At 61.8% G+C, this 25,985-nt stretch carries 21 protein-coding genes; 6 read left to right on the top strand and 15 right to left on the bottom strand.

Annotated elements, in window-relative coordinates; genetic code table 11:
• Positions 1-291 precede the first annotated feature (291 nt).
• The 3 genes from AC515T_RS13905 to AC515T_RS13895 all read left to right on the top strand — a co-directional run bounded on the left by AC515T_RS13905 (position 292) and on the right by AC515T_RS13895 (position 3,291).
• Positions 292-1,113, top strand: coding sequence for an SRPBCC family protein (locus AC515T_RS13905; RefSeq protein WP_496532953.1), 822 nt, complete (start codon positions 292-294; stop codon positions 1,111-1,113).
• Complete coding sequence (locus AC515T_RS13900) at positions 1,113-2,285, top strand: zinc-dependent alcohol dehydrogenase (protein ID WP_496532952.1); 1,173 nt, start codon at positions 1,113-1,115, stop codon at positions 2,283-2,285. Before AC515T_RS13905 ends, AC515T_RS13900 begins: the two co-directional genes overlap by 1 nt.
• A gap of 226 nt (positions 2,286-2,511) precedes the next feature.
• On the top strand, positions 2,512-3,291 hold the full coding sequence (locus AC515T_RS13895; RefSeq protein WP_496532951.1) for a TSUP family transporter: 780 nt from the start codon (positions 2,512-2,514) through the stop codon (positions 3,289-3,291).
• Here the strand turns inward: AC515T_RS13895 and nudC are convergent.
• The 8 genes from nudC to AC515T_RS13855 all read right to left on the bottom strand — a co-directional run bounded on the left by nudC (position 3,259) and on the right by AC515T_RS13855 (position 15,776).
• Positions 3,259-4,089 (bottom strand): NAD(+) diphosphatase, encoded by an 831-nt coding sequence (gene nudC, locus AC515T_RS13890; protein WP_496532950.1) that lies wholly within the window; start codon positions 4,087-4,089, stop codon positions 3,259-3,261. The genes AC515T_RS13895 and nudC overlap by 33 nt on opposite strands.
• 6 nt (positions 4,090-4,095) lie before the next feature.
• On the bottom strand, positions 4,096-4,908 hold the full coding sequence (locus AC515T_RS13885) for a crotonase/enoyl-CoA hydratase family protein (protein ID WP_496532949.1): 813 nt from the start codon (positions 4,906-4,908) through the stop codon (positions 4,096-4,098).
• A 219-nt stretch (positions 4,909-5,127) separates the two neighbouring features.
• On the bottom strand, positions 5,128-6,603 hold the full coding sequence (locus tag AC515T_RS13880; protein WP_496532948.1) for an efflux transporter outer membrane subunit: 1,476 nt from the start codon (positions 6,601-6,603) through the stop codon (positions 5,128-5,130).
• Complete coding sequence (locus AC515T_RS13875; RefSeq protein ID WP_496532947.1) at positions 6,600-9,704, bottom strand: efflux RND transporter permease subunit; 3,105 nt, start codon at positions 9,702-9,704, stop codon at positions 6,600-6,602. Before AC515T_RS13875 ends, AC515T_RS13880 begins: the two co-directional genes overlap by 4 nt.
• 178 nt (positions 9,705-9,882) lie before the next feature.
• Positions 9,883-12,978, bottom strand: a complete 3,096-nt coding sequence (locus tag AC515T_RS13870) for an MdtB/MuxB family multidrug efflux RND transporter permease subunit (protein WP_496532946.1) — start codon at positions 12,976-12,978, stop codon at positions 9,883-9,885.
• Positions 12,975-14,291, bottom strand: a complete 1,317-nt coding sequence (locus AC515T_RS13865) for an MdtA/MuxA family multidrug efflux RND transporter periplasmic adaptor subunit (protein ID WP_496532945.1) — start codon at positions 14,289-14,291, stop codon at positions 12,975-12,977. The genes AC515T_RS13870 and AC515T_RS13865 overlap by 4 nt, the downstream gene beginning before the upstream one ends.
• A gap of 191 nt (positions 14,292-14,482) precedes the next feature.
• Positions 14,483-14,983 carry a thiol peroxidase gene (gene tpx, locus AC515T_RS13860; protein ID WP_018602018.1) on the bottom strand — a complete coding sequence of 167 codons (501 nt, stop codon included), beginning with the start codon at positions 14,981-14,983 and terminating at the stop codon, positions 14,483-14,485.
• A gap of 121 nt (positions 14,984-15,104) precedes the next feature.
• Positions 15,105-15,776, bottom strand: a complete 672-nt coding sequence (locus AC515T_RS13855) for a DUF3313 domain-containing protein (RefSeq protein ID WP_496532944.1) — start codon at positions 15,774-15,776, stop codon at positions 15,105-15,107.
• 264 nt (positions 15,777-16,040) lie between these two features.
• Here AC515T_RS13855 and AC515T_RS13850 point away from each other — a divergent pair, with 264 nt between their 5' ends.
• From AC515T_RS13850 to AC515T_RS13840, 3 genes are all read left to right on the top strand, one after another.
• The gene (locus tag AC515T_RS13850) at positions 16,041-17,426 is read left to right on the top strand and encodes a hypothetical protein (RefSeq protein WP_496532943.1); all 1,386 of its coding nucleotides are present in this window, start codon (positions 16,041-16,043) and stop codon (positions 17,424-17,426) included.
• A 71-nt stretch (positions 17,427-17,497) separates the two neighbouring features.
• The gene (locus AC515T_RS13845; RefSeq protein WP_496532942.1) at positions 17,498-18,421 is read left to right on the top strand and encodes a halovibrin HvnC; all 924 of its coding nucleotides are present in this window, start codon (positions 17,498-17,500) and stop codon (positions 18,419-18,421) included.
• A complete protein-coding gene (locus AC515T_RS13840; protein WP_496532941.1) occupies positions 18,418-19,413 on the top strand; it encodes a halovibrin HvnC in 996 nt (331 codons plus the stop codon). The genes AC515T_RS13845 and AC515T_RS13840 overlap by 4 nt, the downstream gene beginning before the upstream one ends.
• Positions 19,414-19,434: 21 nt before the next feature.
• On the opposite strand, the gene AC515T_RS13835 is transcribed toward AC515T_RS13840, so the two are convergent.
• The 7 genes from AC515T_RS13835 to AC515T_RS13805 form a co-directional block, all read right to left on the bottom strand.
• Positions 19,435-19,932 carry a GNAT family N-acetyltransferase gene (locus AC515T_RS13835; RefSeq protein WP_496532940.1) on the bottom strand — a complete coding sequence of 166 codons (498 nt, stop codon included), beginning with the start codon at positions 19,930-19,932 and terminating at the stop codon, positions 19,435-19,437.
• 286 nt (positions 19,933-20,218) lie between these two features.
• Positions 20,219-21,199 carry a LysR substrate-binding domain-containing protein gene (locus AC515T_RS13830; RefSeq protein ID WP_496532939.1) on the bottom strand — a complete coding sequence of 327 codons (981 nt, stop codon included), beginning with the start codon at positions 21,197-21,199 and terminating at the stop codon, positions 20,219-20,221.
• A gap of 243 nt (positions 21,200-21,442) precedes the next feature.
• Entirely contained in the window at positions 21,443-22,387 is a 945-nt protein-coding gene (locus AC515T_RS13825) for a peptidylprolyl isomerase (RefSeq protein WP_496532938.1), read from the bottom strand.
• On the bottom strand, positions 22,384-22,863 hold the full coding sequence (locus AC515T_RS13820; protein ID WP_496532937.1) for a YbjN domain-containing protein: 480 nt from the start codon (positions 22,861-22,863) through the stop codon (positions 22,384-22,386). The genes AC515T_RS13825 and AC515T_RS13820 overlap by 4 nt, the downstream gene beginning before the upstream one ends.
• A gap of 22 nt (positions 22,864-22,885) precedes the next feature.
• Complete coding sequence (locus AC515T_RS13815) at positions 22,886-23,533, bottom strand: DNA repair protein (protein WP_496532936.1); 648 nt, start codon at positions 23,531-23,533, stop codon at positions 22,886-22,888.
• A 15-nt stretch (positions 23,534-23,548) separates the two neighbouring features.
• A complete protein-coding gene (locus AC515T_RS13810; protein ID WP_496532935.1) occupies positions 23,549-25,240 on the bottom strand; it encodes a putative porin in 1,692 nt (563 codons plus the stop codon).
• A 38-nt stretch (positions 25,241-25,278) separates the two neighbouring features.
• Complete coding sequence (locus AC515T_RS13805; RefSeq protein WP_063321357.1) at positions 25,279-25,983, bottom strand: energy transducer TonB family protein; 705 nt, start codon at positions 25,981-25,983, stop codon at positions 25,279-25,281.
• Positions 25,984-25,985 lie beyond the last annotated feature (2 nt).

The following is a 25,985-nucleotide window of genomic DNA, read 5'->3' as shown; positions in this document are numbered from 1 at the left end:
CGCTATCTCCTTGAAAACATTGAGATTTTTTATGTCTCAGTGCGTTCGATGGGCGCAATTATGTACTCATTTGCCTAGGCTGACAACCCCTTGATTTCAAAAAAAAATCGCCGAACGGTCAGCTTTGCCCTTCCCCGGCCAAACCTGCCGACGAATCCCGGACCGCGCTCCGGCAAGCGCTGAACCGCAGCACCGTGATTCGCCTCATCGGAAAGCCCGCAGGTTGACGGAACAACCGCACCTCCCCTCGGCTCATTCCTTATATCGCCCCTGGAGAATGAGGAAACCATCATGTCTGAACGACCCAACCTGGTTGCCAGCCGGGCAGCGGTGCCAACCCCGGCGCATCCCAATCTCGGCACACCGGAGCGTGCGGTGTCGTTGCTGGCCGGCACGCTGCTGATCGCCAATGGGTTGCGCCAGGGCGGGCTGCAGGGGTGGCCACAGGTGCTCTTGGGTGCCTGTGCCGCCTGGCGCGGTTACTCAGGCACGTGCAGGATCAGGCGCGCGCTGACCCATAGTCCGTTCGAACAAGCTTTTGAACAGGATCGGGACTGGAACGGCAGCAAGGTGATCTCCCGCAGCATTACGGTGGGCAAGCCCAGGGAAGAGGTCTTCGCGTTCTGCCGTAACCCGGGCAACCTCGGTGCCCTGGTGCCTTGGGTCGATGCGATCGAACAGACCGGTGAGCGCACCTACCGCTGGGTCGCGCACGGCCCGACAGACAAGCCGCTGCAATGTGACATCGAACAGGACGAGCCCAAGGGCGACCGCAAGTTGCATTGGACCGCCGGCCCGGACACACGATTCAAGCATGACATCCGGATGCACTTCAGCGATGCACCGGCCGGCCGAGGCACGCAGCTCAAGGTCATCGTCGCCTGTCAGGCGCCCTTGGGTGCCGCGGGATATGCCCTGGCCGCCGCCATTTCCCGGTTCTCGGACAAAGCCTTGTTGCATCTGCTGCGCAGCATCAAGCAACAACTGGAAACCGGCGAGGTAACCACCAATCGCATGCACACCCCTGCTACGAAGGACTTCCTGTTCATCCACCCGGCCACAGATACCTCGCAAACACCGCCCCACCCGCCGTCCACTGGAGGTAACGCCTGATGCGCGCACTGACTTGGCAAGGCCCGAACAAGCTGCAAGTTGAAACGGTTGATGACCCGTCCATCCTCAATCCCCGCGACGCTATCGTCCGGGTGAAGATGTCGTCGGTGTGCGGATCGGACCTGCATCTGCTGGGTGGCTACGTACCGACCATGCAGGCCGGCGATATCATTGGCCATGAATTCATGGGGGAAGTCGTGGAGATCGGTTCAGCCGTCGGTTCATTACGCAAAGGCGACCGGGTTGTCACCGTTTCGATCCTGGGTTGCGGCGAGTGCGAACATTGCAAGCGCGCGGATTTTTCCTGCTGCGACAACTCCAATCCCAATCCCAGCGCGACAGACATCGCCTACGGCCAGCCGGCGTGCGGCATCATCGGTTACAGCCATGCGTTTGGCGGATATGCCGGCAGCCATGCGACCTATATCCGCGTGCCGTTTGCTGACGTCAACCTGTTCAAAATTCCCGAAGGCCTCCGCGACGAACAAGCGGTATTCGTCTCCGATGCAGTGCCCACCGGCTACTTCGCCGCCGATAACGCCGATATCCAACGAGGCGATACCGTCGCGGTATGGGGGTGCGGCGGGGTCGGGTTGATGGCGATTGCCAGCGCCTACCTGCTAGGGGCCGAACGGGTGATTGCAATCGATCGCCTGCCTGATCGCTTGCAACTGGCCGAAGAAAAGGCCGGCGCCATCGCCCTCAACTATGAAACCACCGACGTGCATGCCGCCTTGTTGGAGCTCACTGGCGGCCGGGGGCCGGATCGCTGCATCGACTGCGTGGGGATGGAAGCCCATGGCACAGAGATCGATTATTTCTACGACAAGACCAAGCAAATGCTGCGCCTGCACACCGAACGCGGGACGGTGCTGCGCCAGTCGATCCGAGCCTGTCGCAAAGGCGGTACCGTGTCGGTGGTCGGCGTGTATGGCGGTCTATTGGATAAGTTTCCCATGGGGGCCATCGTCAACAAATCCTTGACCTTGCGCTCTGGCCAACAGCCAGGACAGCGTTACGTGGGACGCTTGTTCGAGCACATCCAGAAAGGTGAACTGGACCCTTCTTATCTGCTGACCCACCCGATGGGGCTGGAGCAGTCGGTGGAAGGCTATGCGATGTTCAAGGAAAAGACACAGAACTGTTTACGGGCGGTGTTCCGGCCGGAGTGATTGTGGCGAGGGCGCTTGCTCCCGCTGGCTGCGAAACAGCCCTGAGCAAGCGGCTCGGTGCGGGGCACTGAGGGGAATTTGGGGTTGCTACGCAACCCAGCGGGAGCAAGCGCCCTCGCCACGGAAATGTCACAAGCCTTAGAGGCAGTCGCAGCCCTGCACCATTATGGGTAACATACCGGCCTTCCCCGCAGCCCTTCTGCGACCTGCCAAATAAGCCCATTCCATGCCTTTCGAACTCAGCGTTGACCTCACTACCCTCGCTATCCTTGCCGTTGTCGCCTTCATTGCCGGTTTCATCGATGCCATCGCCGGTGGCGGTGGCCTGCTGACCACGCCGGCGCTGCTGACCGCGGGCTTGCCGCCCCACCTGGTCCTGGGCACCAACAAACTCAGTTCGACCTTTGGCTCGGCGACGGCCAGCTTCACCTTCTACAAGCGCAAGCTGTTCCACCCGAAGCAGTGGACCCACGCCCTCGTCGGCACACTGGTCGGGGCCCTGACCGGCGCCATCGTCGCCCATTACCTGCCTGCCGAGTGGCTGAACAAGATGCTGCCGGTGATCGTCTTCGCCTGCGGCCTGTATCTATTGTTTGGCGGCACGCCCAAGGCACCGTTGGACAGCGATGCACCGATCAAGAAGACATGGCAGTCGCCCCAGGGCTTCAGCCTGGGTTTCTATGACGGTGTGGCCGGGCCGGGTACCGGTGCGTTCTGGACGGTCAGCAGCCTGCTGCTCTACCCCATCGACCTGGTCAAGGCCAGTGGCGTGGCGCGCAGCATGAATTTCGTCAGCAACATCGCGGCGCTGTCGGTGTTCATCTTTTCCGGACAAGTGGACTGGGTCATCGGCCTGAGCATGGGCCTGTCGGTGATGGTCGGTGCGTTCTTCGGGGCTCGCACCGCCATCAGCGGCGGCGCGAAGTTCATCCGACCGGTGTTCATCACCGTGGTGCTGGGCTTGACCGTACGCCTAGCCTGGCAGCACTGGTTCAGCGTGGCCTAGGCGCCGCGCCACATAAAGGTCGATCAGATAGCGGGCGATCGAGCGCGAGGCCGGCAACGGTGGCAGGTCGTGGACGTTGAACCATTGAGCGTCCTCGATTTCATCTTCCTGGGGCACGATGTCGCCGCTGGCATATTCAGCGTGAAACCCGAGCATCATCGAATGGGGAAACGGCCAGCACTGGCTGCCCACGTACTGGATGTTCTTCACTTCGATACTGACCTCTTCACGTACCTCGCGCACCAGGCAATCCTCGGCCGACTCGCCGGGCTCGGCAAACCCAGCCAGAGTGCTGTAGACGCCCGTGACGAAACGCGGCGAACGGGCTAGCAGGACTTCATCGCCGCGAGTGATCAACACGATCATGCTCGGTGAAATCCGCGGGTAGTGGCGCAGGTCGCAGGCATCGCAATACATGGCCCGCTCCAACGGAATCTGGCTCATGCGCTTGCCGCAACTGCCACAGAAGCGATGCTCCCGGGCCCAGGTGCCGATCTGCGCCGCATAGCCCAACACCTTGTACAGCGTGTGGTCGTCCTCGAGCATGAACGCCCGCAGGCCTTTCCAATTGCAGCCGGGAATGTCCAGCGGGCTGTGCAATTCCAATAGATAGACCGGCTCGCCATCCAGGTGACCGATGCCGTGCTCGGCGAGGATCGACAGGTCTTGGCGCTTGAGCCAGTCGCGGGGGAATAACGCGCCGTTGTCATCGAACAGAAAACCTTCCGGGCTACGGGCCACGGCCCAGCCGCCAGGAAGATCGGTAGCGAGTACTGCGGTGGTCCAGCGTGAAATCATGGTCAGTCAATCCAGAAATTCGGGTTTCTGTTTGCTCATATGGGCGGCCATGGCCACGCGCAGGTCGGTCGATTGCAGCATGGCGGCATTCCAGGTGGCTACGTATTCCAGGCCGTCGTCGATGCTATGGTCGCGCATGTAGCTGATCATTGCCTTGGTGCCGGTCACGGCAATCGGCGACTTGGCGGCGATTTCCCGGGCAATGCCCATCACGCCGTCGAGCAGGCTGGCGGTGTCGCTGTAGACACGATTGACCAGGCCGATGCTGCGCGCTTCGTCGACACCAAACGTGCGCCCCGTATAAGCGAGTTCACGCAGCATGCCGTCCCCGATGATCCGGGGCAAGCGTTGCAATGTGCCAACATCGGCGGCCATGCCGATATCGATTTCCTTGATGGAGAACTGCGCGTCCTCGGCGGCATAACGCATGTCGCACGCGGCGATCAGGTCAATGGCACCGCCCAGGCAATAGCCTTGGATGGCCGCGAGCACCGGCTTGCGGCAATTGTCCACGGCGTTGAACGAAGCTTGCAGTTGCAGGATCTTGCGCCGCAACAGCCGCGCATTGCGCCCCACGTCCTTGCCCAGCTCATTGGCCACGCCCGCCAGCATCATCAGGTCGATCCCTGAGGAAAAATGCTTGCCGGCACCGCTGAGTACCACCACCCGCGCCTCATCGGTGTCGTCGATCCATTGGAAGATCTCGATGATCTCGCGCCAGAACGCGGCGTTCATCGCATTGATCTTTTCCGGGCGATTGATCTGCACATGGGCGATGTTGTCTGCAAGTTCGACGTTGAACGCTTGGTATTGCGACATGGCAGTGATCCTTTACCGGCTGAAAAGAGGCTTGAACTATAACAAGCCATGGCGACAGGACGTAGGCAGTGCATCGGCCAAAAGCGGGACTGACCTCACCGCAAGCCATTGTGGGAGCGAGCTTGCTCGCGATAGCGGTGGTTCAGTTTGCAGTGATGTCGATTGTGCCGCCGCCATCGCGAGCAAGCTCGCTCCCACAGGAATCACAGCGTTCAGCCGTTATTCAGTTGCCTGCAACTGCCCATCCCACCCCCCACCCAGCGCCGCAATCAACTGGACGCTGGCAATCAAGCGGCTCTGTTGCAGGCTCAGCATGCTGCGTTCGTTGCTCAGCGCGGTGGCCTGGACGGTGACCACGTCGAGGTAGGCAATCAATCCGGCCCTGTACTGGTTCTGTGTCAGGCGCAGGGATTCCCGGGCGGCGTCCAGGGCTTCCTGGCGCACGCGGGCTTCGTCTTCCAGCACCTTGAGCTGGATCATGTAGTTTTCTACCTCGCGCAAGCCGTCGAGCACGGTCTGGCGATAGGTGGCGACGGTCTGGTCATACGCCGCGACGGTGCGGTCGACTTCCGCCGAGCGCTGGCCGCCATCGAACAGCGTCATCGCCAGTTGCGGCCCGACCGACCAGAAGCGGTTCGGCACGCTCACCCAGTTGTCGTAGGTACTGCTGCTGTAGCCGCCGCTGAGGCTCAGGGTCAGGTCCGGGTAATACGCGGCCTTGGCGACGCCGATGTTGGCATTGGCGGCCATCACCGAGCGCTCTGCCGAGGCGATGTCCGGTCGGCGCTCGAGCAGTTGCGAGGGCAGCGCCACCGGGATCTGCGGCAGTGTCGGGATGTCCTGGATCTCGGCCAGGTTGAATTCGGCCGGCGGCAGGCCGATCAGCACGGCGATGGCGTTTTCGAACTGGGCTCGCTGCCAGATCAGGTCGATCAGGTCACCCTGGGTGGTCTTGAGCTGGTTCTGCGCCTGGGCCACCGCGTCCTTGCCGGAGACCCCGGCGCGGTACTGGTTTTCGGTCATTTTCAGCGAACGCTGGTAGTTGTCGACGGTGGTCTGCAACAGGCGCTTCTGTTCATCGATCACCCGCAACTGCAAGTAGTTCTGCACCAGTTCCGATTGCTGGCTCAGGCGCATCGCCGCCAGGTCGGCGAAACTGGCTTGCGCGCTCGCCTCGTCGGCTTCCAGGGTGCGGCGCAACTTGCCCCATACGTCCGCCTCCCAGCTGACGCCGGCCTGGGCGCTGTAGGTGTCGCGAATGCCGCTGGACGAACTGCTCAGGCTCGAACTGCTGCTACCGGTGCCCTGGCTTGAGCGCGTCTTGCCAACGGTCAGGTCCACGGTGGGGAAAAACGCGCCACGGGCATTGCGCACCAGTGCCCGGGCCTGCCGGTACTGGGCTTCGGCCTGGGCCACGGTCTGGTTGGACGCGTTGAGCTTGTCCACCAGGCCGTTGAGTTGCGTATCGCCGTAAAGCTCCCACCAGGCGCCCCGGGCCATTGCATCGCTGGGGTTGGCCTGGCGCCAGCCCTGGGCCTCCTTGTACTGCACTGGGGCGGCGGCCGCGGGGCGCTGGTAATCCGGGCCGACGGCGCAGGCGCTGAGCATCGCCACGCACAGCACCAGGCTCAGCACCCGCGAGCCACGGGCAGTCGCCAGCGTGGTGGCAAGATTGAAAGGCGAACGGTCGGTCATAGCGGGGTTTCCAGGGCAGCATCAGTGCGCACGCCACGCCAGCGGTTGAAGCGATGGCGCAGCTTGTCGAGATAAAGGTAAACCACCGGCGTGGTGTAGAGCGTCAACACCTGGCTGAACACCAGCCCACCGATGATGGTCAGGCCCAATGGCTGGCGCATTTCCGAGCCTTCGGCGGCGCCGAGCAATAACGGCAAGGCGCCAAGGATCGCCGCCAGGGTGGTCATCAAAATCGGCCGCAACCGCAGCAGGCAGGCGCTACGGATCGATTCCAGCGGTGTCTGCCCGGCACGCTCCAGTTGCAGCGCCAGATCGATCATCAGGATGGCGTTTTTCTTCACCACGCCGATCAACAGGAACAGCCCCAACAGCGAGATCAGGCTGAACTCGCTGCCCAATGCATAGATCGACAGCAAGGCGCCGACCCCGGCCGATGGCAAGGTGGACAGGATGGTCAGCGGATGAATGTAGCTTTCATACAGCACCCCCAGCACCAGGTACACCGCCAGCAACGCGCCTAGAATCATGAACGGCTGGCTCTTCTGGGTGGCGGCGAACGCGTCGGCGGTGCCGGCCATTTTCGCGATGACATCCTCGGGCATGCCGAGCTTGGTAATCGCCCGCTCGATGGCCGCGGTGCCCTGCTCCACCGTGACGCCTTCGGCCATGTCGAAGGAAATGCCCTCGGAAGCAAACTGGCCTTCATGGCTGACCCGATCGTCCTCCAGGCTGTTCTCGTAATGGGCAATGGCCGACAGCGGCACCCGCGCGCCATCGGCGGTGATCACCTGGACCTGTTCGAGGGTGCTCGGGTCCTGGGCATACTTTGGATTGACCTCCATCACCACCTGGTACTGGTTGAGGCTGTCGTAGATGGTGGAAATCTGCCGCTGGCTGTAGGCGTTGTTGAGCACGGCGGTGACCATGTCCATGTCGATGCCCAGGCGCTTGGCCTGGTCGCGATCCACCACCAGCGTTACCTGCTGCGCCCCGCCACCGTCGCGGGCGTCGATGGCCGTCAGCTCCGGCAAGGCCCGGAAGGCCGCCACGACCTTGGGGTACCAGGTGCGCAGCGACGCCAGGTCGGCGCTTTGCAGGATGTAGGAATACTGCGAAGTGGTCTGCTCGCGACCGCCACCGAACTGCAGGTCCTGGTCGGCCATCAACATCAACTGAGCACCGGGGACCTTGGGCATTTCTTTACGAAGGCGCTCGATGACCTTTTGTGCAGAAATATTACGTTCCTTGATCGGCTTGAGACGCACCAGCATGAAGGCGTTGTTGGTACCGTTGTTGCCACCGATGAAACCGGCGACGCTCTGCACCGCCTCGTCCTTGAGCACGGCACGACGGAAGATCTCCATCTTCGGCTGCATCACGTTGAACGACAGCCCATCGTCGCCACGCACAAAACCGATCAATTGGCCGGTGTCCTGCTGCGGCATGAAGGTCTTCGGCACCACCACATACAACGCGACGTTCACGCCGATGGTCACCAGCAGGCTCAGCAAGGTCAGGCGCCGATGGCGCAGTACCCAGTCCAGGCTGGTGGCGTAACTCCGGAGCATCCGCTCATTGAGCCGCTGGCTCCAGCGCTGCAGGCGGTTTTCCTGCCCCGGTACGTGAGGCTTGAGCCAGCGGGCGCAGAGCATCGGCGTGAGGGTCAACGAGACCACCAGCGAAACCACGATGGACGCCGCCAGGGTGATGGAGAATTCGCGGAACAGGCTCTCGACGATGCCGCCCATGAACAGGATCGACAGGAACACCGCCACCAGCGAGACGTTCATCGACAGCAGGGTAAAGCCTACCTCCTCGGCCCCCCGGTACGCCGCCTCCATCGGTGGCACACCTTCGTCGATGTGCCGGGAAATGTTCTCCAGCACCACGATAGCGTCGTCCACCACCAGCCCGGTCGCCAGGATCAGCGCCATCAGCGACAGATTGTTCAGGGAGAAACCGTACAGGTACATCACCGCAAACGTGCCCACCAGCGACACCGGCACCGCCAGGGTCGGGATCAGCGAGGCGCGGAAGTTGCCGAGGAACAGGAACACCACCAGCACCACCAGGGCCACGGCGATCAGCAAGGTCATTTCCGCTTCATGCAGGGTGGCCTTGATCACCGGCGAACGGTCCATCGCCAGGTTCAGCTTGACACTGGCCGGCAGCACCGCCTGCAACGCGGGCAGTTGCGCCTTGATCTCGTTGACTGTCTCGATGATGTTGGCCCCGGCCTGGCGGTTGATCACCAGCAACACGGCGGCATCGTCGTTGAAAAAACCGCTGTTGTAGCGATCCTCGACGCTGTCGGTGACTTTCGCCACGTCCTTGAGCCGCAGCACCGAGCCGTCCTGGTAGCGGATGACCAGCGTTTCGTAGTCCTTGGCCTTCTCCAACTGGTCATTGGCCTGGACCTGCCACATGCGCTGGTCGTCCTCCACCGAGCCCTTGGGCCGGCGCACGTTGCTGTCGGCGATGGCGGTGCGCACATCGTCCAGGGCCACGCCGTACTGATTGAGCAACTGGGGCTCCAGCTCGATGCGCACCGCCGGCAACGAGCTGCCGCCGATCTGCACTTCGCCGACGCCCGACACCTGAGACAGGCTCTGGGACAGGATGGTGGACGCCAGGTCGTAGAGCTGGCCTTTTTCCAACACGTCCGAGGTCAGCGACAGCACCATGATCGGCGCCTGGGACGGGTTGACTTTCTTGTAGGTGGGCATGCTGCGCATGCCGCTGGGCAACAGGTTGCGCGACGCATTGATGGCCGCTTGCACTTCCCGGGCGGCGCCGTTGATGTCGCGGTCCAGGTCGAATTGCAGGATGACCCGCGTAGAACCCTGGCTGGAACGGCTGCTCATGGTATTGACCCCGGCGATGGCGCCGAAGGAACGCTCCAGGGGCGTTGCCACCGTTGAAGCCATCACCTCGGGGCTGGCCCCTGGCAAGTTGGCCTGGACCACAATCACCGGGAAATCCATTTGCGGCAGCGGCGAAACCGGCAGCAGGCCGAAACACACACCACCGAGGAGCATGATGGCGAAGCTCAGGAGCATGGTCGCCACCGGACGCTTGATGAATGGGCCGGACAAGTTCATCGGCCATCGCTCCAGGCTTCAAGCCGCTGGATACAAGGGATGGCTAGGCTGTTGTGGCGAGGGGATTTATCCCCGCTTGAGTGCGCAGCACTCACCAAAGGGGCTGCTACGCAGCCCAACGGGGATAAATCCCCTCGCCACAGAAAGCGCTCAAGCTCCGGGACGCCGGATGCTGCCGTCATACCCGCACCTCTTTCGCATCCGGCCTGGCGAACCGGCGCCCCAGTCGGTCGAAGTACAGGTAGATCACCGGCGTGGTGAACAACGTCAAGACCTGGCTCACCAACAACCCGCCCACCATCACCAAGCCCAGGGGCTGGCGCAACTCGGCGCCGGAACCGGTGGCGAACATCAGCGGTATGGCACCGAACAACGCCGCCAGGGTGGTCATCAGGATCGGCCGGAAGCGCAGCAACGCCGCCTGGTAGATCGCCGTCTGCGGATCCATGCCCTGGTTACGCTCGGCGTCGAGGGCGAAGTCGATCATCATGATCGCGTTCTTCTTGACGATGCCGATCAGCAGGATGATGCCGATGATCGCGATCATGCCCAGGTCATTGCCGCTGAGGATCAACGCCAGCAAGGCGCCGATGGCCGCCGAGGGCAAGGTGGAAAGGATGGTGATCGGGTGGATGTAGCTCTCGTACAGCACGCCCAGGACGATGTACATGGTCACCACCGCCGCCAGGATCAGCAGCAAGGTACTCGACAACGACGCCTGGAACGCCTGGGCCGCGCCCTGGAATTCGGTCTGCACTCCCACCGGCATGCCGATGTCCTGCTGGACCTTTTCGATCACCTCCACCGCATGCCCCAGGGCCACGCCCGGCGCGAGGTTGAACGACATCATCACCGCTGGAAATTGGCCGATATGAGCGATCGCCAATTGCGCCTGGCGCTCTTCGACCCGGGCCAGGCTCGACAACCGTACCTGCCCGCCATCGGTGGTCTTGACGTGGATCTGGTCCAGCGCCTGCGGCCCGAGCCGTTCCCCGGCCTGGGCCTGCAACACCACGCGGTACTGGCTGGCCTGGGTGTAGATGGTGGAAATCTGCCGCTGGCCGAAAGCGTCATACAGCGCATCGGTGATGTTCGACACCGAGACGCCCAGGCGCGAAGCCGCGTCGCGGTCGATCACCAGGTAGACTTGCAAGCCCTTGTCCTGCAGGTCGCTGGCCACGTCGGTCAGTTCCGGCTGGCGGCCCAGGGCCTCGACCAGGCGCCCGCTCCAGAGGCTGAGCAACTCGGCGTCCGGCGATGACAGGCTGAACTGGTATTGGGTACGGCTGACCCGGTCTTCGATGGTCAGGTCTTGCACCGGCTGCATGAACAAGCGAATGCCCACCAGCCGATCCAGCTGTGGCTGCAAGCGGGCAATGATTTCGGTGGCGCTGTCATCCCGTTCGCTGTGGGGCTTGAGGTTGATCAGCAGGCGACCGCTGTTGAGCGTGGCGTTGTCGCCGTCCACGCCGATGTAGGAGGACAGGCTCTGCACTGCCGGGTCGGCGAGGATCACCTTGGCCAGTTGTTGCTGGCGCTCGCTCATGGCGGCAAAGGAGATCGATTGCGGCGCCTCGGAAATGCCCTGGATCACCCCAGTGTCCTGCACCGGAAAAAAGCCCTTGGGCACGGCCAGGTACAGCACCACCGTCAGCACCAAGCTGCCCACCGCCACCAGCAGAGTCAGCGGCTGATGCTTGAGCACCCACTGCAACTTGCGCCCGTAGGCGGCGATCAACCAATCGATCCAGGCGCCGCTGGCGCGATAGAAACGGCCCTGCTCTGCTTCCTTGGGTTCGCGCTTGAGCAGCCGGGCGCACATCATCGGCGTCAGGGTCAGGGACACCACCAGGGAAATCAGGATCGCCACCGCAAGCGTGATGGCGAATTCGCGGAACAAGCGCCCGACCACGTCGGCCATGAACAACAATGGGATCAGCACCGCAATCAGCGACAGCGTCAGGGAGATCAGCGTGAAACCGATCTGCTTGGCTCCCTTGAGCGCGGCCTGCAACGGGCTATCGCCCTCCTCGATGTAACGGGCGATGTTCTCCAGCATGACGATGGCATCGTCCACCACGAAACCGGTGGCGATGGTCAGGGCCATCAGGGTCAGGTTATTGATGGAGAAACCGGCCAGGTACATCACGCCGAAGGTGCCGATCAGCGACAACGGCACGGCCACCGACGGGATGATCGTGGCACTGACGCGACGCAGGAACAGGAACGTCACCATGACCACCAGGGCGATGGCGATCAGCAACTCGTGCTGCACGTCGGTGACCGAGGCGCGGATGGTCTGGGTGCGGTCGGTGAGCACGGTGACGTCCAGGCCGGCCGGGAGGTTGTCGGTGATGCTCGGCAGCAGAGCCTTGATCCGGTCCACCACTTCGATGACGTTGGCCCCCGGCTGGCGCTGGATGTTCAGCAGCACGGCCTGGTTTTCGTTGGCCCAGGCGGCAAGGCGTTCGTTTTCGGCCCCGTCGACGATCTGCGCCACGTCCTTGAGCCGCAACGGCGCGCCATTGGCGTAGGCCAGGATCAGCTCGGCGTAGTCCTTGGGCGAGGTCAACTGGTCGTTGGCGTCGAGCATCGAGACCCGGGTCGGGCCGTCGAAGTTGCCCTTGGGCTGGTTGACGTTGGACGCACCGATCAGTGTGCGCACATCCGCCAGGTTCAAGCCGTTGGCCGCCAGGGCCTCGGGGTTGACTTTGATTCGCACGGCCTGACGCTGGCCACCGGCGATGGTGACCATGCCGACGCCGCTGATCTGGGCGATTTTCTGCGCCATGCGGGTGTCCACCAAGTCATTGAGCTTGGGCAACAGCATGGTCTTGGAGGTAATCGCCAGGGTCAGCACCGGGGTGTCCGCCGGGTTGACCTTGTTGTACACCGGCGGCGCCGGCAGGTCCTTGGGCAGCAAATTGGTGGCCGCATTGATCGCGGCCTGCACCTGCTGCTCGGCGACGTCCATGTTGATGTCGAGGTTGAAGCGCAGGGTAATCACCGACGCGCCGCCGGAACTGGTGGAGGCCATTTGCGTCAGGCCCGGCATCTGCCCGAACTGCCGCTCCAGAGGCGCGGTGACCGCACTGGTCATCACATCGGGACTGGCGCCCGGGTACAGGGTCATCACGCGGATGGTCGGGTAGTCGACCTGGGGCAATGCCGACACCGGCAGCAACCGATAGGCGATCAGGCCGGCGAGGATGATCGCCAGCATGCTCAGGGTGGTGGCGACCGGGCGCAGGATGAACAGCCGCGAGAGATTCATGCGCCGCCCTTGTTCGCCTTGTCGGCCGCGGCCGACTCAGCAGGCGCCGCCGCGGACTTGCCCTGCAGGTGCTCGGTCGGCGTGGTGGGCACGTCCTGGCTGTCATTGACCACTTCCACTTCGCTGCCTTCCTTCAGGCGATCGGTGCCTTCGAGCACCACCCGGTCGCCCGCGGCCAGGCCTTCGGTGACCACGGTGTTCGTGCCGTCGCTGGCGCCGATCTTCAGCTTCTTGATGGTGACCTTCTTGTCGCCCTCCAGGGCGTAGACGAAGGTGCCGTTGGTGCCGAACTGGATGGCCGCCGTCGGCGCCAGGACCACGCCTTTGAGGGTGTCGGCCAGCAGGTGGACGTTGACGAACTGGTTGGGGAACAGCGACTGGTCACGGTTCTCGTAGCGCGCCTTGAACTTCAAGGTGCCGGTGGTGACATCGATCTGGTTGTCCAGGCTTTGCAACACGCCACTGGCCTGGCGCTTCACGTCGCCCCGGTCCCAGGCTTCGACGGGCAACTTCGCCCCGCTGCGATAACGGGCGAGCACCGTGTCGAGGTTGTTCTCCGGCAAGGTGAACACGACGCTGATGGGTTGGGTCTGGGTGATGACCGCCAGGGCCGTGGTGTCGTTGGCCGCTACCAGGTTGCCGATGTCCAGTTGCCGCAAGCCTACGCGGCCGGTGATCGGTGCGCGGATCTTGGTGAATTCCAGGTTGAGCTTGGCGTCGTTGACCACCGCCTGATTGGTCTTGACCGTGCCCTGGTACTGGCCCACCAGCGCCGCAGCGGTGTCGAGGGTCTGCTTGGCGATACTGTCTTCGGCGTACAGGCCGCGATACCGCTCAAGGTCGACCTGGGCATTTTTCAGCTGGGCCTGATTCTGCAACAGCGTGCCTTCGGCCTGGAGCAAGGCGTTCTGGTACGGGCGTGGGTCGATCTCGGCCAGCAAGTCCCCAGCCTTGACCATTTGCCCCTCTTCGAACGCGATCTTGACCAGCTCGCCACCCACGCGGCTGCGCACGTTGATGGTGTTGAGGGCCGTGACCGTACCCAGCGCCTTGAAGTACAGCGGGAAATCCCCGGTCACCGCCGGCGCCACCCGCACCGGGATCGGCCCCATCGCCCCACCGAACCCTGGCCGCATGCCACCGGAGCGGCCCACGTGCCCCGCCGCGGCCTTGTCCCCTGCCCCCGGCTTCTGGGCCGAGCCACCGGGCCAGAACTTCCAGGCCAACGCCGCGACGACCAGCAGGACGAACAGGCCGAGCAGCCAGCGACGGGAATTGCGGGAAACAGAGGATTGCATGGGGTGATCAACCATTGGGCGCGTGGACTTCTTTTACGGGAGGCTGAACGATAAGCACTGGCGGGTATTTAGCAAAGCGCCTTTACCGGCAATTTACGTTGGGCTTACCTTTCGAATCGTCGGCTAAGGCCTTGAAGCAAAAAAGAAAACGGCCTGGACAGGGCCAGGCCGTTAACAATTGTAATAAATACCTTATTTCATGCCACTTATTTCAGAACAGCCAGGGCCGCGTCGTAGTTCGGCTCTTCAGCGATTTCCTTGACCAGCTCGCTGTGCAGCACGGTGTCGTTTTCGTCCAGCACGACCACGGCACGGGCGGTCAAGCCTTTGAGTGGGCCGTCGGCAATCGCCACGCCGTAGTCCTGGATGAACTCGGCACCGCGCAGGGTGGACAGGTTCTGGACATTTTCCAGGCCTTCGGCGCCGCAGAAACGCGCCTGGGCAAATGGCAGGTCGGCGGAGATGCACAGCACCACGGTGTTGTTCAGTTCGTTGGCCTGGGCATTGAACTTGCGCACGGAGGTGGCGCAGGTCGGTGTGTCGACGCTCGGGAAAATGTTCAGCACTTTGCGCTTGCCGGCGAAGTCCTTCAGCGAAACGTCCGACAGATTGCCGGCAACCAGAGAAAAGGCTGGCGCCTTGGAACCGGCTTGTGGCAACTGGCCGTTGACTTGGACCGGGTTGCCTTTGAGGGTGACTTGAGCCATGAACGGATTCCTTCTGACAGGTTTGAAAATGGTGAGGCCGGAGTTAACCACGAAATGCTCGCGCGACCTATGGCCGGACATAAAAAGTCATGACGTCGACCTCCCCCCTAAGCCACGGCGGCTATTTGGCCTTGAGCTGCAGAAACGACTGATGCAGATCCGACGCCCAGCCATCGATGACCCCTTTGACGTCATCGGGCTTCATGACCTGGGACTCGTTGGACAATGGCTTGCCCGTGCCCTTGCGCACGACCTGGGCGACCACCGCGTTGTTGCCTCCGTCGAGAAAAACCGCTTCGGTGCCCAGGGTGGTTTCCTGGTCGCGAATACCGCTGGCAGTGCTGACAGCGGCCGCCACCAGCGCAATCGGAACCACCTCATAAGGTTTCAAGCCTTCGGTCTTGCTACTGACGGCAGTGATCGCCGCCCGTATCACCAATACACCCGGCCCTGGAGCGGTCGCCAGGGGCAAGGATTTCCCCGCTTCCCGCATGAGGGCCTGATCGTAATACGCGGTGATGCCCGACAGCGTGGCCTGGGGGATCTTCACGGTCGCCTGCGGCTTGGGATAAAGCTGCGTCGGCTCGACATAGAGGCTGGTGTATTTGTCCAGGTCAATCTTCGGATCGACCCAACGCATGACCTCGGCCCCCGACGGCGACTTCTCTTCCTTGAGGCGGCTGTAATCGCCCAGGAACCCGGAATACTCATCCGGCTGGGTAACTTTGCTCGAACAACCCGCCAAGGCGAGCGAGACAATGCAAACAGTGCCGATCATCGACGAAAACTTCATGCTGTCACTCCTGTAAGCCACACGAGGCGGGGCCGGAACTACAGGTATAGCCAATGAGCATGCTTTTGCCTGCCTGGAAATCAGAAAGTCTTTTGGCACAGAGCGCGACCTCAGGGGATGGCCCTGAAGGGTGAGACTTTTTTGCCGGTTTTTTTCAGCTCACCTGTCAGAGTTGACAGTAGTCAAAGCCACGTACTGGAGGTTTGATAGAGCAACCGCCAAGACGATAAACCTGATGATGCTTGGCAAGCAGGAGCAGGCGAAATGACCAACCAGAACGAAGATAAAGAGATCCTGGCAATTGACCCCGCCATCATCGTAGGGATGGTGTCGGTTGTACACCCAGCGAACCCAGACGGCGGTGTCCCGCTTCGTTTACTGCTCAATGGGGAGCTACCGCTGCTGGTGCGGCCCTGGATCGAGCAGGAGGAACATGACGACGCCCGCCTATTGCTGGGCGATTCCGATACCCCGGTCTTGAACAAAACCATTATGCCGGGCGAAAAAAATCGGGATTTCACGCTGAACCTGCCGGGTGCCCTGCTGAGCAACGGTATTAACAAAATGCGCTTGAGCGTACTCCGTTTGGGCCATACACAGCCCGAAACATCGCGGCCTTTGAACGTACTGTTCCACCGGCCACAGCCGGGGGGCGAGGTCACGACTCCCGGCGACAACCCGAACCTGTCCCTGGCCCTGCCAGCCGATGTCATCACCAAGGGCGTGGATGCGGCAAGGGCCGCCCAAGGGGTGATCGTGACCCTCGGCTACCCCTACATGAGGGATAGGGATGTCATCACACTGGATCGTGACAGCCAGGAAATGTCGTACACCGTCAATGCCAACGAGGCCGCTGCCGGCAAAGTCGACATCATTCTGAGAACCGCCGACTTCTGGCAAGACAATCCCAGGTTCGCCTTGCGGTTCCGGGTCACGGATCAGTTGGGCAATTCCAGTGGCCCGCAAGCGATATGGTCGAGAACCACTTACATCGATGTGCATATTCGCCAACCGTCACTCGACCTGACAAAACCCATGGTCTTGGAGGCCATGGAACTCAACGGCGAGCGCCTGAACTTCGAAAGAGACTTCTACTATGCGGAATTCGCCAACGTCGAAGTGAACTACATCGGGTCAGCGCCCGGGCAGACGGTAAAAGTGTTTTGGATTGGGCGTAACTCGACCTACGGTAGCGAGATCCAGACTGTCGCTTTTGCCGGACAGACCTTGAACTTCCAGGTGCCCAGGAACGAAGTGGTGGATTGCATCGGCACCGGTGCGGAGGTTCGCTATACCGTCAGGCTGCCTGGCACGGATACGGATATTCCATCCACAGACCTGGACATTACGGTCACGCCACAAAAACACGCGTTACGCGAACCAACGTTGGACGGCAGCAAAACCAATCTCAGGGCCTACCATCCAGTCCTGTCCACGCCGCATACCGCCCGGATGGCGCTGTTTGGCGTGACGGCTCGCTACGGTGACGAAATTCGGATAACAGCCGGTACCAGCCAAACCGACCTGGCCGTGCCCCCTGCCTGGATAGCAGAAAACCGCGGAAGACCCATCATGGTCAACTGGACACTCAAGGAAACCGGCACCGACACGCGGATTATCTTTTCATGGTTTCTGAGATTGATCGCCTGATTCGAGCTTTCAACTCAACCACCGTCTCGATCAATACCTGACGCTGCTTTTTCACTGCGGGAGAACGTACCGTGCGTAAATTAATAGGTCTGCTGTTAATCGCGTTGATGGTCGGTTGCTCACAGGTCACCACGACACCGCCTGATGTCGTCAATGTCAACGGGGTTCAGGTGCTCAATGGACCGGAAACCGCCACTTTCCTGACCACGCTTTACAATCGCAGATTTCCCAACTGCAACACTTCCGACTCCCAGCCCTCATTCCTCTGCTCGGGTATCACCCTGAGGGTAACGGCGAAAGACCCCGAAGAAAAATACAAAGTCTGGGACCCCAGTCCGACCTCAATAACCAGTGGCGGAGTGTCCTTCTCTTTTCTACGGGCCGACGCCAATTTCGGAAGGCTGGCATGGGGGCACGGCAATGGTTTTATCCTCTATCCCATCTTCGGCGCACCGCCTGACAAGATTGACCTGGACTATCTGTGCTCATTCCCGATGGATGGCTGGACCTGGAATCGAACCACCCCTTGTGGTGTCTCCGCGGACTATCCCAATTACAGCCGCCCCTGTCATGTGGCCGGCGTGACCACCGCGGCACAATGGCTGGGCGTATGGACGCTGCCGGGGGGCAATGAATACCTGCGCCAATGCGGATTCGATGTCCAGGATGACCGCAATTACCTGGCCGGGCCCGCGTTTTACCAATCTGTTCTGGCCAAAGGCCTGTTAGGAACGAGAGGCTTCAACGAGCACAACGAAATCATCATCAAGACCTGGACACCGGGGCGGCCGAACACTTTTCCGATCATGGCGTTTTTCTTCGTTGCGGGAGGCGACAACGCGGGCTTGGCTGATGCTCGATACAACCAACGGGACTTCTACAACTCCACCAATCCAAGGATTGTGGTGCCGATCATTCGCCTGACGCCCGCCAATAGCGCTGCCGCAAGCGCCACCTTCAGCTACGTCGCATCCGATCAGGCAGTGACTCAATGAAGCTTTCGTTATCTCTGCGCATGGGCAAAACACTGCGGCAACTGATCCATGGATCAATGGGCCTACTGTTGATCAGCTTGCTGGTCAGTTGCACGCAGATTGCGACAAAACCGCCCGAAATCACCCGCATCAACGGCGTGGAAATACTCGATGGACCAGGCACCGCCGCCTATCTGACCACCCTCTACCATCGCAATTTCCCTAACTGCAATCGAACCGACTCTCAACCCGCGTTCCTTTGTTCGGGCGTGACCCACCGACTCACAGTAAAAGACCCCGCTAACATCTATAAAGTCTGGGATCCTAGCCCCATCTCGATAATCAACGGAGGGGTGTCCTTTTCCTACCTGCGGGCGGATACCAACTTCAATGCCTTTGGTGGAAATTATCAAAACGGCTATATCATCTATCCGTTTCTGGAGGCCCCGGTGGACAAGGCACATCTGTTTTATATGTGTTCGTACCCAATGGATGGATATACCCAAAGCAGAACTCAGGTTTGCGGCCCTCATGCTGATTACCCCTACCACAGCAATTTGTGCCAATACCATAACGTGACCATCGCGGAGCAATGGGTCTACGTATGGACATACCCGAACCCGAATGCCGAACTTCATCGCCAGCAGTGCGGATTCGACGTCTCCGATGAGCGCAATACGTTAGCCGCGCCAGCGTTCCATGAATCGTTGCGGGCCAGAGCCCTGTTGGCGGCGACCCATCCCAACTATGCAGCTCAGGTCTTCAACGAGCATAACGAAATCATTATCAAAACCTGGGCGCCGGGACAGCCCAACACCCTTCCAATCCTGGCGTTCTTCTACGTTGCGGGATACCCCTGGGGACTGGCCGATGCCCAATACAACCAGCGCGACTTCTACAACTCAACCAAGCCGAATATCGTCGTACCGATCATTCGCCTGACACCGGCCACCAGCCTCAACGGCACGGCCTCTTTCACCTACGTTGCAGCGGAGCAGGCAGTGACTCATTGACTTGTTTGCCCTTAGGACGACTCAACGCAACCGCGCCATCGCCAGCGTGTCCACCCAGCGACCGTCACGCACGGCATAGTCGCGCATCAGGCCTTCGCTTTCGAAGCCGAACTTGCGGTACAGCCCGATGGCCGCTTCATTGTCGGCGTACACCGTCAGTTCGACCCGGCGCAGGTTCATCCAGTTGTCGGCGACGTCCAGCGCGGCGGCCAGCAGCCTCGACCCCACGCCTTTGCCCTGCCAGGCGACAGCCACGCCCATGCCGAGGCTGCCGCAATGGGCCCGACGCACCCGCGAAAACTGCTCCAGCCCCAGGTTGCCGATGACTTCACCCGCGTGCAGGGCCACCAGTTTCAACAAACGCTCGTCATCCGCCGCCAGGCGCTTGCGCCAGGTTTCGGTGGACTGGAAAGGCATTTGCAGCACCTGGCGAGTCACCGCCGGGTCGTTGTAGAGCGCGGTGACACCGGCGATGTGGGCTTCAGTGAAGCGTGCGAGGGTGATCGAAGACTCGGACATGGGGGCTCCTTCCTGGAGGCGCGACAAGGCCGATCACTATAAGCCGCGTCAGGCTGCGGGGGAAACCTGTGGGGCGGTGGCTGTGGTAGCGGATGTGCCGGCCTCATCGCGAGCAAGCTCGCTCCCACAATGAGTAATGTATGAACACATGATTTATCTCCACTGAAGATCCAGGGTGGGAGCGAGCTTGCTCGCGATGAAGCCCTTTCAGCCGGCATTGATGTTGAATGAACGGCCGCTATCGCGGGCAAGCTCGCTCCCACAGCGGGTTACTGTCTATTTTCGGTCAGGTCTGGAACCAATCCCGGCGCTCATTCAGCGTGTGATGGATCAGCTCACGCAGCATCTGCACCTCTGGCGAGCCTTCGGCCTGGGCATTGACGGCCATCCACAAGTGTCGCTGCATCGACAGGCCGAACACTTGCGGCAACGCCACCAGGCCTCGATCAAAGCGGCTCATGTAGTGCGGCAAGAGACCGATGCAGGCACTGCAGCGAATCATTTCCAGCATCAGTTCGTAGGATTGCACCTGCACCACACCGGCCCGGCGTTGTTCTATCAGGGCGTTCCACGGTGCGAAGCCGTCCACGTGTCGGTCCGCCTGCCATTGCACCAGCATGTAGTCGTTCAGGTCGTCCAGGCAGTCCGGGCGCGTGGCCGGGCGTGAGTAGCGCTTGGCGATGTGCGGCACATAGTCCAGCCGCGCCAGCCGCTCCGCAGGCAACGTGGCGAAACTCGGCCCCGGCACCGACGCGTGGGCATCGCTCAACCACAGCACCAGGTCGGCGCTGACGGCTTGCAATGCCAGTTCACTGTCCAGCGTGATGATCTGCAGTCGCACGCTGGCGTTACGTCGCAATAACGAAATCAGGTCGCGCCCGAGGATGTCATGCAGAATCGACTCGGCCACGGCCAGGCGAATCAAGGGTTGATCGTTCAAGGGCGGCGCGCTTTCGTGGGCCAGGCTGATCAAGCGCGCCTGCAATTGCCGGCCTTCGCGGCTGAGGGTCAAGGCGCTGCCCTGGAAGCTGAACAGCGAACGTTGCAGCCGCGCCTCCAACTGCGCCAACTGCTTGCGCAGCCAGGTCGCCTTGACGTTGAGGCTGCGGGCCGCTTGCATGAAACAGCCGCAACGGGCACTGACCAGGAAACACTGCGCCACCTGCGGCTCTATACCACCGGCCATGGCCAGCCACGGGTCGTGGGCACGCAACGGGGTGCGGTATGCGGTGACAGCCTGGCGTCCTGCGGGCTCGATGAAGGTCATGGGTGACTCCCTGTCGGTTGGTACGCATAAGCGGGAACTGCGTGGGCGTTCCAGATTCAGCGCGGCTCCCTGTGGCGAGGGGATTTATCTGTGGGAGCAAGGCTTGCCCGCGATGAAGATGACGCGGTCTCTCCGGGAACCGAGGCGTTTGCTTCGCGAGCAAGCTTTGCTCCCACAAATAAATCCCCTCGCCACAAAAGGTGTTCAGCTCACAAAGATGTTCACATCTGAAAAATGCCGCGGTTAAAGCCCCTCCTCCAGCACCTTGCTCAACTGCGCGCCATCGATGCTCAACGTCGCGGTGTCGAGCATACCGTCCAGGTACGCCTTGGCGATCTGTTCCTGACGCTGGGCACGCAGGGCCTGGGTCAGGCGCTCGCGGACTTCGTCCAGGGTCGCCTCTCGGGCCGGTTGTTGTTCGGTAAGCTTGATGACATGAAACCCTGCCGGGCTCTGCACCGGGTCCGATACCGCGCCGACCTTCAAGCGTGCCACCGCCTCGCGCACCGGCGGCAGCAGTTGCTGCAACGGCTGGTAACCATTGTCACCGCCACGCTCGGCACTGCTGCGATCCTGGGAAAAACGACCGGCCAGGGCGCCGAACTCAGCGGGTGAGGCCTGGGCTTTCTTGCTCAACTCCAGCGCTTGCCGGCGCACCGCCTCCACGGTTTGCGGCTCGGTGGCGGCGAGGAAAATCTGACTGACCCGGTACAACGCCGGCGCGGTCCAGTTGGCTTTCCCGGCGTCGTAAGCCTGTTTCAATTCGTCTTCACTGGGATACCCGGCCGGCACCTGGCTGACCGACTGCAAGTAATCACGAAAAACAATCTGCTCAGCCGCCGCTCGTGTCTGCCGCTCCACCTCGGGCCGCTGACGCCAACCCTGGGCATCGGCTTGTTCCAACACGGCTTTTTCCGCCAGGCGGGCACGGATCCAGCCCTCCAGCGCAGCCCGATTGCCACGCATTTGCTGGCGAACCTCGGGGGCCAGGGCGGCCAGCAAACTCTTGAGTTCTTCGGGGCTGACCTGCTGGTTGCCCAAGCGGGCCAAACTCGGTGCGTCGGCCGAAACAGCACTGGCTGTCTGCACCGCGGCGACCGGATCGCTGCCCGGCCGCAGGCCCAGCACCAGCGCCACGGCGACCAGGCCCAGCGCCGCGGCGCTGATGACGAAGGTCGGTTTTTTCACGATGCGACGGCCTCCACCAAGGGCGCCTCGACGGACTCGGCTGGGGTTTGCACCCGCGCCGCGTTCTGGCTGTACTCACGCAGATAGACAATGAACTCCTGCAACAGGCGGTCCCACAGCTCCAGGTTGCTGCGCAGATGATCGGCACTCACGCCCGCCGCGACCACCACATCCATTTCCATCACCAGGAACTCGCCTTGCAGCGACAACCGGGCAAAGCGCCGCGAGGCATTCCACAGTTCCGCCAACCCGGCCGGCAACTCGCCCTGCACCCGCAAGGCACAGCTGAAGGTGAAGTCCAGGTATTCCCCCGCCGTCGCCGCAGGATTGCCGAAACGCACGGCGAAACCGATGCCCTGGCTGGCACTGAGCAGTTGCACGATGCCGTTCTGCTCGGTTTCGTTGACCCGATAGCCCGCGGCCTGCAACAACTCGGTCAGGGATTTTGCACCGACGTTTTCAATCATTGAGGTCATGTTCGATTCTTCCTTGTTCTGTTCAGTGAGTGATCGAGGCCTGGGGCACATCGAAACGGTTCTTGTAGAGATCATCGCCAAACCCTTGGGCCAGCTCTTCGAAACGCACCCGGGCCTTGGCCGCGAACGGCTGGCGGATCTTCATGATGTCGGTCACATCGATGGTTTCGTAGGCATGCAGCAGTGTCTTGGCGACTTCGTACATCTGCTGATTCTTGACCGAACATTGCTGCACTTGTGTGTCACGCTCGCTCAATTGCGCTTCCAAACGCGCCCGCTCGGTCTCTTTGCCACGGGCCAGGGTCAACAATTCCTCGTAGGCTTTCTTGAATTTGCCGACCTGCTCGTTGCTGGACGCCACCTGGGCCTGGGCCTGGCTTTGCAGGTTTTGCTGATGCCCGGCCAGTTGCTCGTTCAGGGCCTGGGCCTTGCTCAATTGCGCAGTCAATTGCTTGATCTGCGCCTGGGCGTCCTTGGCCTGACTCTCCGCAGCCTGACGAGCGGCGCTGGCTTGGGCCTGCTCGCTTTGCAGGGCCTGCAACTGCGCGGTGGTGCTGCGCAGTTGTGCCCGTAGTCGCTCCTCCAGCCCTTCGCCGTGAGCCATGCCGCTGAGCAGCAGGCCCAGTACCAGCAACGCGGCCGGGCATTGGTTTTTGGCTCGCCTTTTCATGAGGCCTCCCTGCGCTTAGAAGCGCGTGTTGATTTCAAGCTGCAAGACATCGATGTCGTACGGCGCGCCGTACACCGCTTCGGAACTCAACCAGCGACCGGTGGCGAAGACGTTGCTCGCCAGGCCATAGTTGCCGCCCAGGAAATACCCCTTGGCGTTGGTGCCACCCAGATGGAATGACGAATCGTTGAAGCCGTCCGGCAAGGCGTCCGGCTGGATGTACTTGTAGCCGGCGAACAGGTTCCAGTCGCCCTCGCGCTTGAGCTCCAGGGAGTTGCCAAGGGTGAACTGGAGCATCCAGGCGTTGGCGCCGCTTTCCACCTCGCCATCGCTGTCCAGGTTGTTGGCGAACTGCCCTGCGGAGCGTTTGCGCATCTCGCCTTCGTCGTACCCCAGGTTGTGGACATAGTGGGCCTGGCTGCGCAATTTCAGGTCTTCGGGCAGATCGGTGTCCCACGCGAAATTCAGGTCCAGCAGGTTGAATTCCGAGGCCAGGCCGACGTATTGCGGCTGCGGCGTGGTGGACGGGTTGAGGGGGTTGGGCGTGATGTCGCGCAGCAGGAACACGGTGTTGCCCTTCTGCATGAACGCTACCCGCGAACCATCGCTGTCGCAGCCTGGATCACCGGCCCAGGGCTGACACGGCGAAGAACGCTGGCCTTCGATGTCGTCGAAGCGGTAATAGGCCAACGCGCCCTTGATCCGGTTGCTGTCGTTGATGGCCCAGTTGGCCCCCAGTTGCGCACCGTACAGCCACTTGTTGTCGCTCTCTTCCTTGTCACTGCCGTTGCTGGTGCTGGTGTCGTTGGTGTACTCCACCGGGAATGCACCGACAGTACCGAAGACGCCCCAGTCCTGATTGAGCTTGTGGTTGAAATTCGCCGCCACGCCGTCGAAATTCAGGTCGCCGGAATACAACAGGTCGGTGGAGAAAAACGGATTGGCGAAGCGCCCGCCGGTCAGGGTCAATTCGTCCGAGGGCTTCCAGGTCAGGTAGCCCTGGTCGAGCCAGATGTCCTTTTTGCCAAAGCCGCCACCGAGGGTCTGGGTGGTGGATACCGGGTTGTTGTCCGAGCCGGTGCCTATGCGGATGCCCGCCGTCCATTGCGGGGCGATCACGGCCTTCATGCCCAGGCGGGCGCGCAGGCGGAACAGGTTTTCCCGGTCTTCGCGGGTATTGAGCAACGGCGGCAGGCTGGAACTGCTGTTGGGGTTGACGTCGTAGGGCCCCTTGTCGTTGAGCCGGGCAAAGTCGACGATCTCGTTGCTATTGGTACCCGAGTAATAGCGCGACTCATCCCGCAAGCGAATGTCGCCATCGAAACTGATGCGCGAGACCCAATCCGGGAAGGTGTTGGGCTGGGCCCAGTTTTCCTGCTTGGCGGTGGCCATGACCTCAGCCTTGACCTGATCTCGAATCTGCTCGCGCACGATGTTCGGCACGTATTGCACCCGCACGTCCCCCGGCGCACCGGTCGGCGCTGCGGCAACCGCCGTGGCGGCCTGGCGGGCCTGCACCGCTTCGCGCTCGGCCTGGGCGATCAGGCCGTCGGCCTGGTCCTGCTTCAACACGCCCTGCTGCACCAGCAGGCGGATCAGATTGATCGTGGCGTTTTCCGAAGGCGCCGGGGCCGCGGCCGCGTGTCCGGCCAGGCTCAGGACCACCAGGCCGATCGCCCACGACAATCGATTCACATTGGAAATCATCTGCACACAACTCCTGTTGGCAAACTTCAAATAGTCGGTTAACCCGGTCGCCGTCCCTGCAAGGACAGGCGCACGGGCAAGGTCAGGGAGGCCGGTGGCCGTTCACTCAAATGGGGCGCGGCACGCAGGGCGGAAATCACTTGCTCGTCCACTTGCGGGTTACCGCTGGACTTGACCAGCTCGACCCGGGTGATTTCGCCCACGGCACTGAGCCAGACATCGGCCTGCAGCGAGAACGCCAGGCTGCGCAAGTCGGGGTTTTCCCGCAGCAAGCGCTGGAAGGTGAACGCCAGGAACTGGCTGTAGGTGCCATTGCCCAAGCGCCCGCCCCCTGCCCCGGCCATGCCGCCGCCCTTGCCGGCACCGATGTTGAAAGCGTCGTTGCCGGACTGGGCATCGCCGTCCATTTGCATCGGGTTCGCCAGGTCATCCACCGGCGACGGCGGCGCCTCTTCTTCGGGCTTGACCTCTTCGGGTTCCGGGGTCGGCTCTGGCTCGACCACCTTTTCCTCGACCTGGGGCTCAGGTTCCTTGGGTTTCTCTGGCGGCGGTGGGGGCGGAGGCGGCAGCGGGATGATGGTCGGCACTTTTGGCGCCTCTCGCCGTACACCACTCATGTCGTTGGCCCACTGCCACAGCAGCCAGGCCGCCACGGCGCCCAGCAGCAGGCCAGCGGCCCACTTGAGCAGGCGCAGCGGCGACGTCTTCACCGGGGGCGGATCAATGGGAAGTCTGGCGGTCATGA

It is taken from the genome of Pseudomonas sp. FSO-7 (assembly GCF_059579345.1).
Note: the sequence above shows the minus strand (reverse complement) of the source record. Positions and strands in the feature narration are given on the sequence as shown.

What these genes read in the sequence shown, in the direction of transcription:
- AC515T_RS13905 (WP_496532953.1), top strand. Translation starts at nt 292, where the DNA reads ATGTCTGAACGACCCAACCTGGTTGCCAGCCGGGCAGCGGTGCCAACC.
- AC515T_RS13900 (WP_496532952.1), top strand. Translation starts at nt 1,113, where the DNA reads ATGCGCGCACTGACTTGGCAAGGCCCGAACAAGCTGCAAGTTGAAACG.
- AC515T_RS13895 (WP_496532951.1), top strand. Translation starts at nt 2,512, where the DNA reads ATGCCTTTCGAACTCAGCGTTGACCTCACTACCCTCGCTATCCTTGCC.
- nudC (WP_496532950.1), bottom strand. Translation starts at nt 4,089, where the DNA reads ATGATTTCACGCTGGACCACCGCAGTACTCGCTACCGATCTTCCTGGC.
- AC515T_RS13885 (WP_496532949.1), bottom strand. Translation starts at nt 4,908, where the DNA reads ATGTCGCAATACCAAGCGTTCAACGTCGAACTTGCAGACAACATCGCC.
- AC515T_RS13880 (WP_496532948.1), bottom strand. Translation starts at nt 6,603, where the DNA reads ATGACCGACCGTTCGCCTTTCAATCTTGCCACCACGCTGGCGACTGCC.
- AC515T_RS13875 (WP_496532947.1), bottom strand. Translation starts at nt 9,704, where the DNA reads ATGAACTTGTCCGGCCCATTCATCAAGCGTCCGGTGGCGACCATGCTC.
- AC515T_RS13870 (WP_496532946.1), bottom strand. Translation starts at nt 12,978, where the DNA reads ATGAATCTCTCGCGGCTGTTCATCCTGCGCCCGGTCGCCACCACCCTG.
- AC515T_RS13865 (WP_496532945.1), bottom strand. Translation starts at nt 14,291, where the DNA reads ATGGTTGATCACCCCATGCAATCCTCTGTTTCCCGCAATTCCCGTCGC.
- tpx (WP_018602018.1), bottom strand. Translation starts at nt 14,983, where the DNA reads ATGGCTCAAGTCACCCTCAAAGGCAACCCGGTCCAAGTCAACGGCCAG.
- AC515T_RS13855 (WP_496532944.1), bottom strand. Translation starts at nt 15,776, where the DNA reads ATGAAGTTTTCGTCGATGATCGGCACTGTTTGCATTGTCTCGCTCGCC.
- AC515T_RS13850 (WP_496532943.1), top strand. Translation starts at nt 16,041, where the DNA reads ATGACCAACCAGAACGAAGATAAAGAGATCCTGGCAATTGACCCCGCC.
- AC515T_RS13840 (WP_496532941.1), top strand. Translation starts at nt 18,418, where the DNA reads ATGAAGCTTTCGTTATCTCTGCGCATGGGCAAAACACTGCGGCAACTG.
- AC515T_RS13835 (WP_496532940.1), bottom strand. Translation starts at nt 19,932, where the DNA reads ATGTCCGAGTCTTCGATCACCCTCGCACGCTTCACTGAAGCCCACATC.
- AC515T_RS13830 (WP_496532939.1), bottom strand. Translation starts at nt 21,199, where the DNA reads ATGACCTTCATCGAGCCCGCAGGACGCCAGGCTGTCACCGCATACCGC.
- AC515T_RS13820 (WP_496532937.1), bottom strand. Translation starts at nt 22,863, where the DNA reads ATGACCTCAATGATTGAAAACGTCGGTGCAAAATCCCTGACCGAGTTG.
- AC515T_RS13815 (WP_496532936.1), bottom strand. Translation starts at nt 23,533, where the DNA reads ATGAAAAGGCGAGCCAAAAACCAATGCCCGGCCGCGTTGCTGGTACTG.
- AC515T_RS13810 (WP_496532935.1), bottom strand. Translation starts at nt 25,240, where the DNA reads ATGATTTCCAATGTGAATCGATTGTCGTGGGCGATCGGCCTGGTGGTC.
- AC515T_RS13805 (WP_063321357.1), bottom strand. Translation starts at nt 25,983, where the DNA reads ATGACCGCCAGACTTCCCATTGATCCGCCCCCGGTGAAGACGTCGCCG.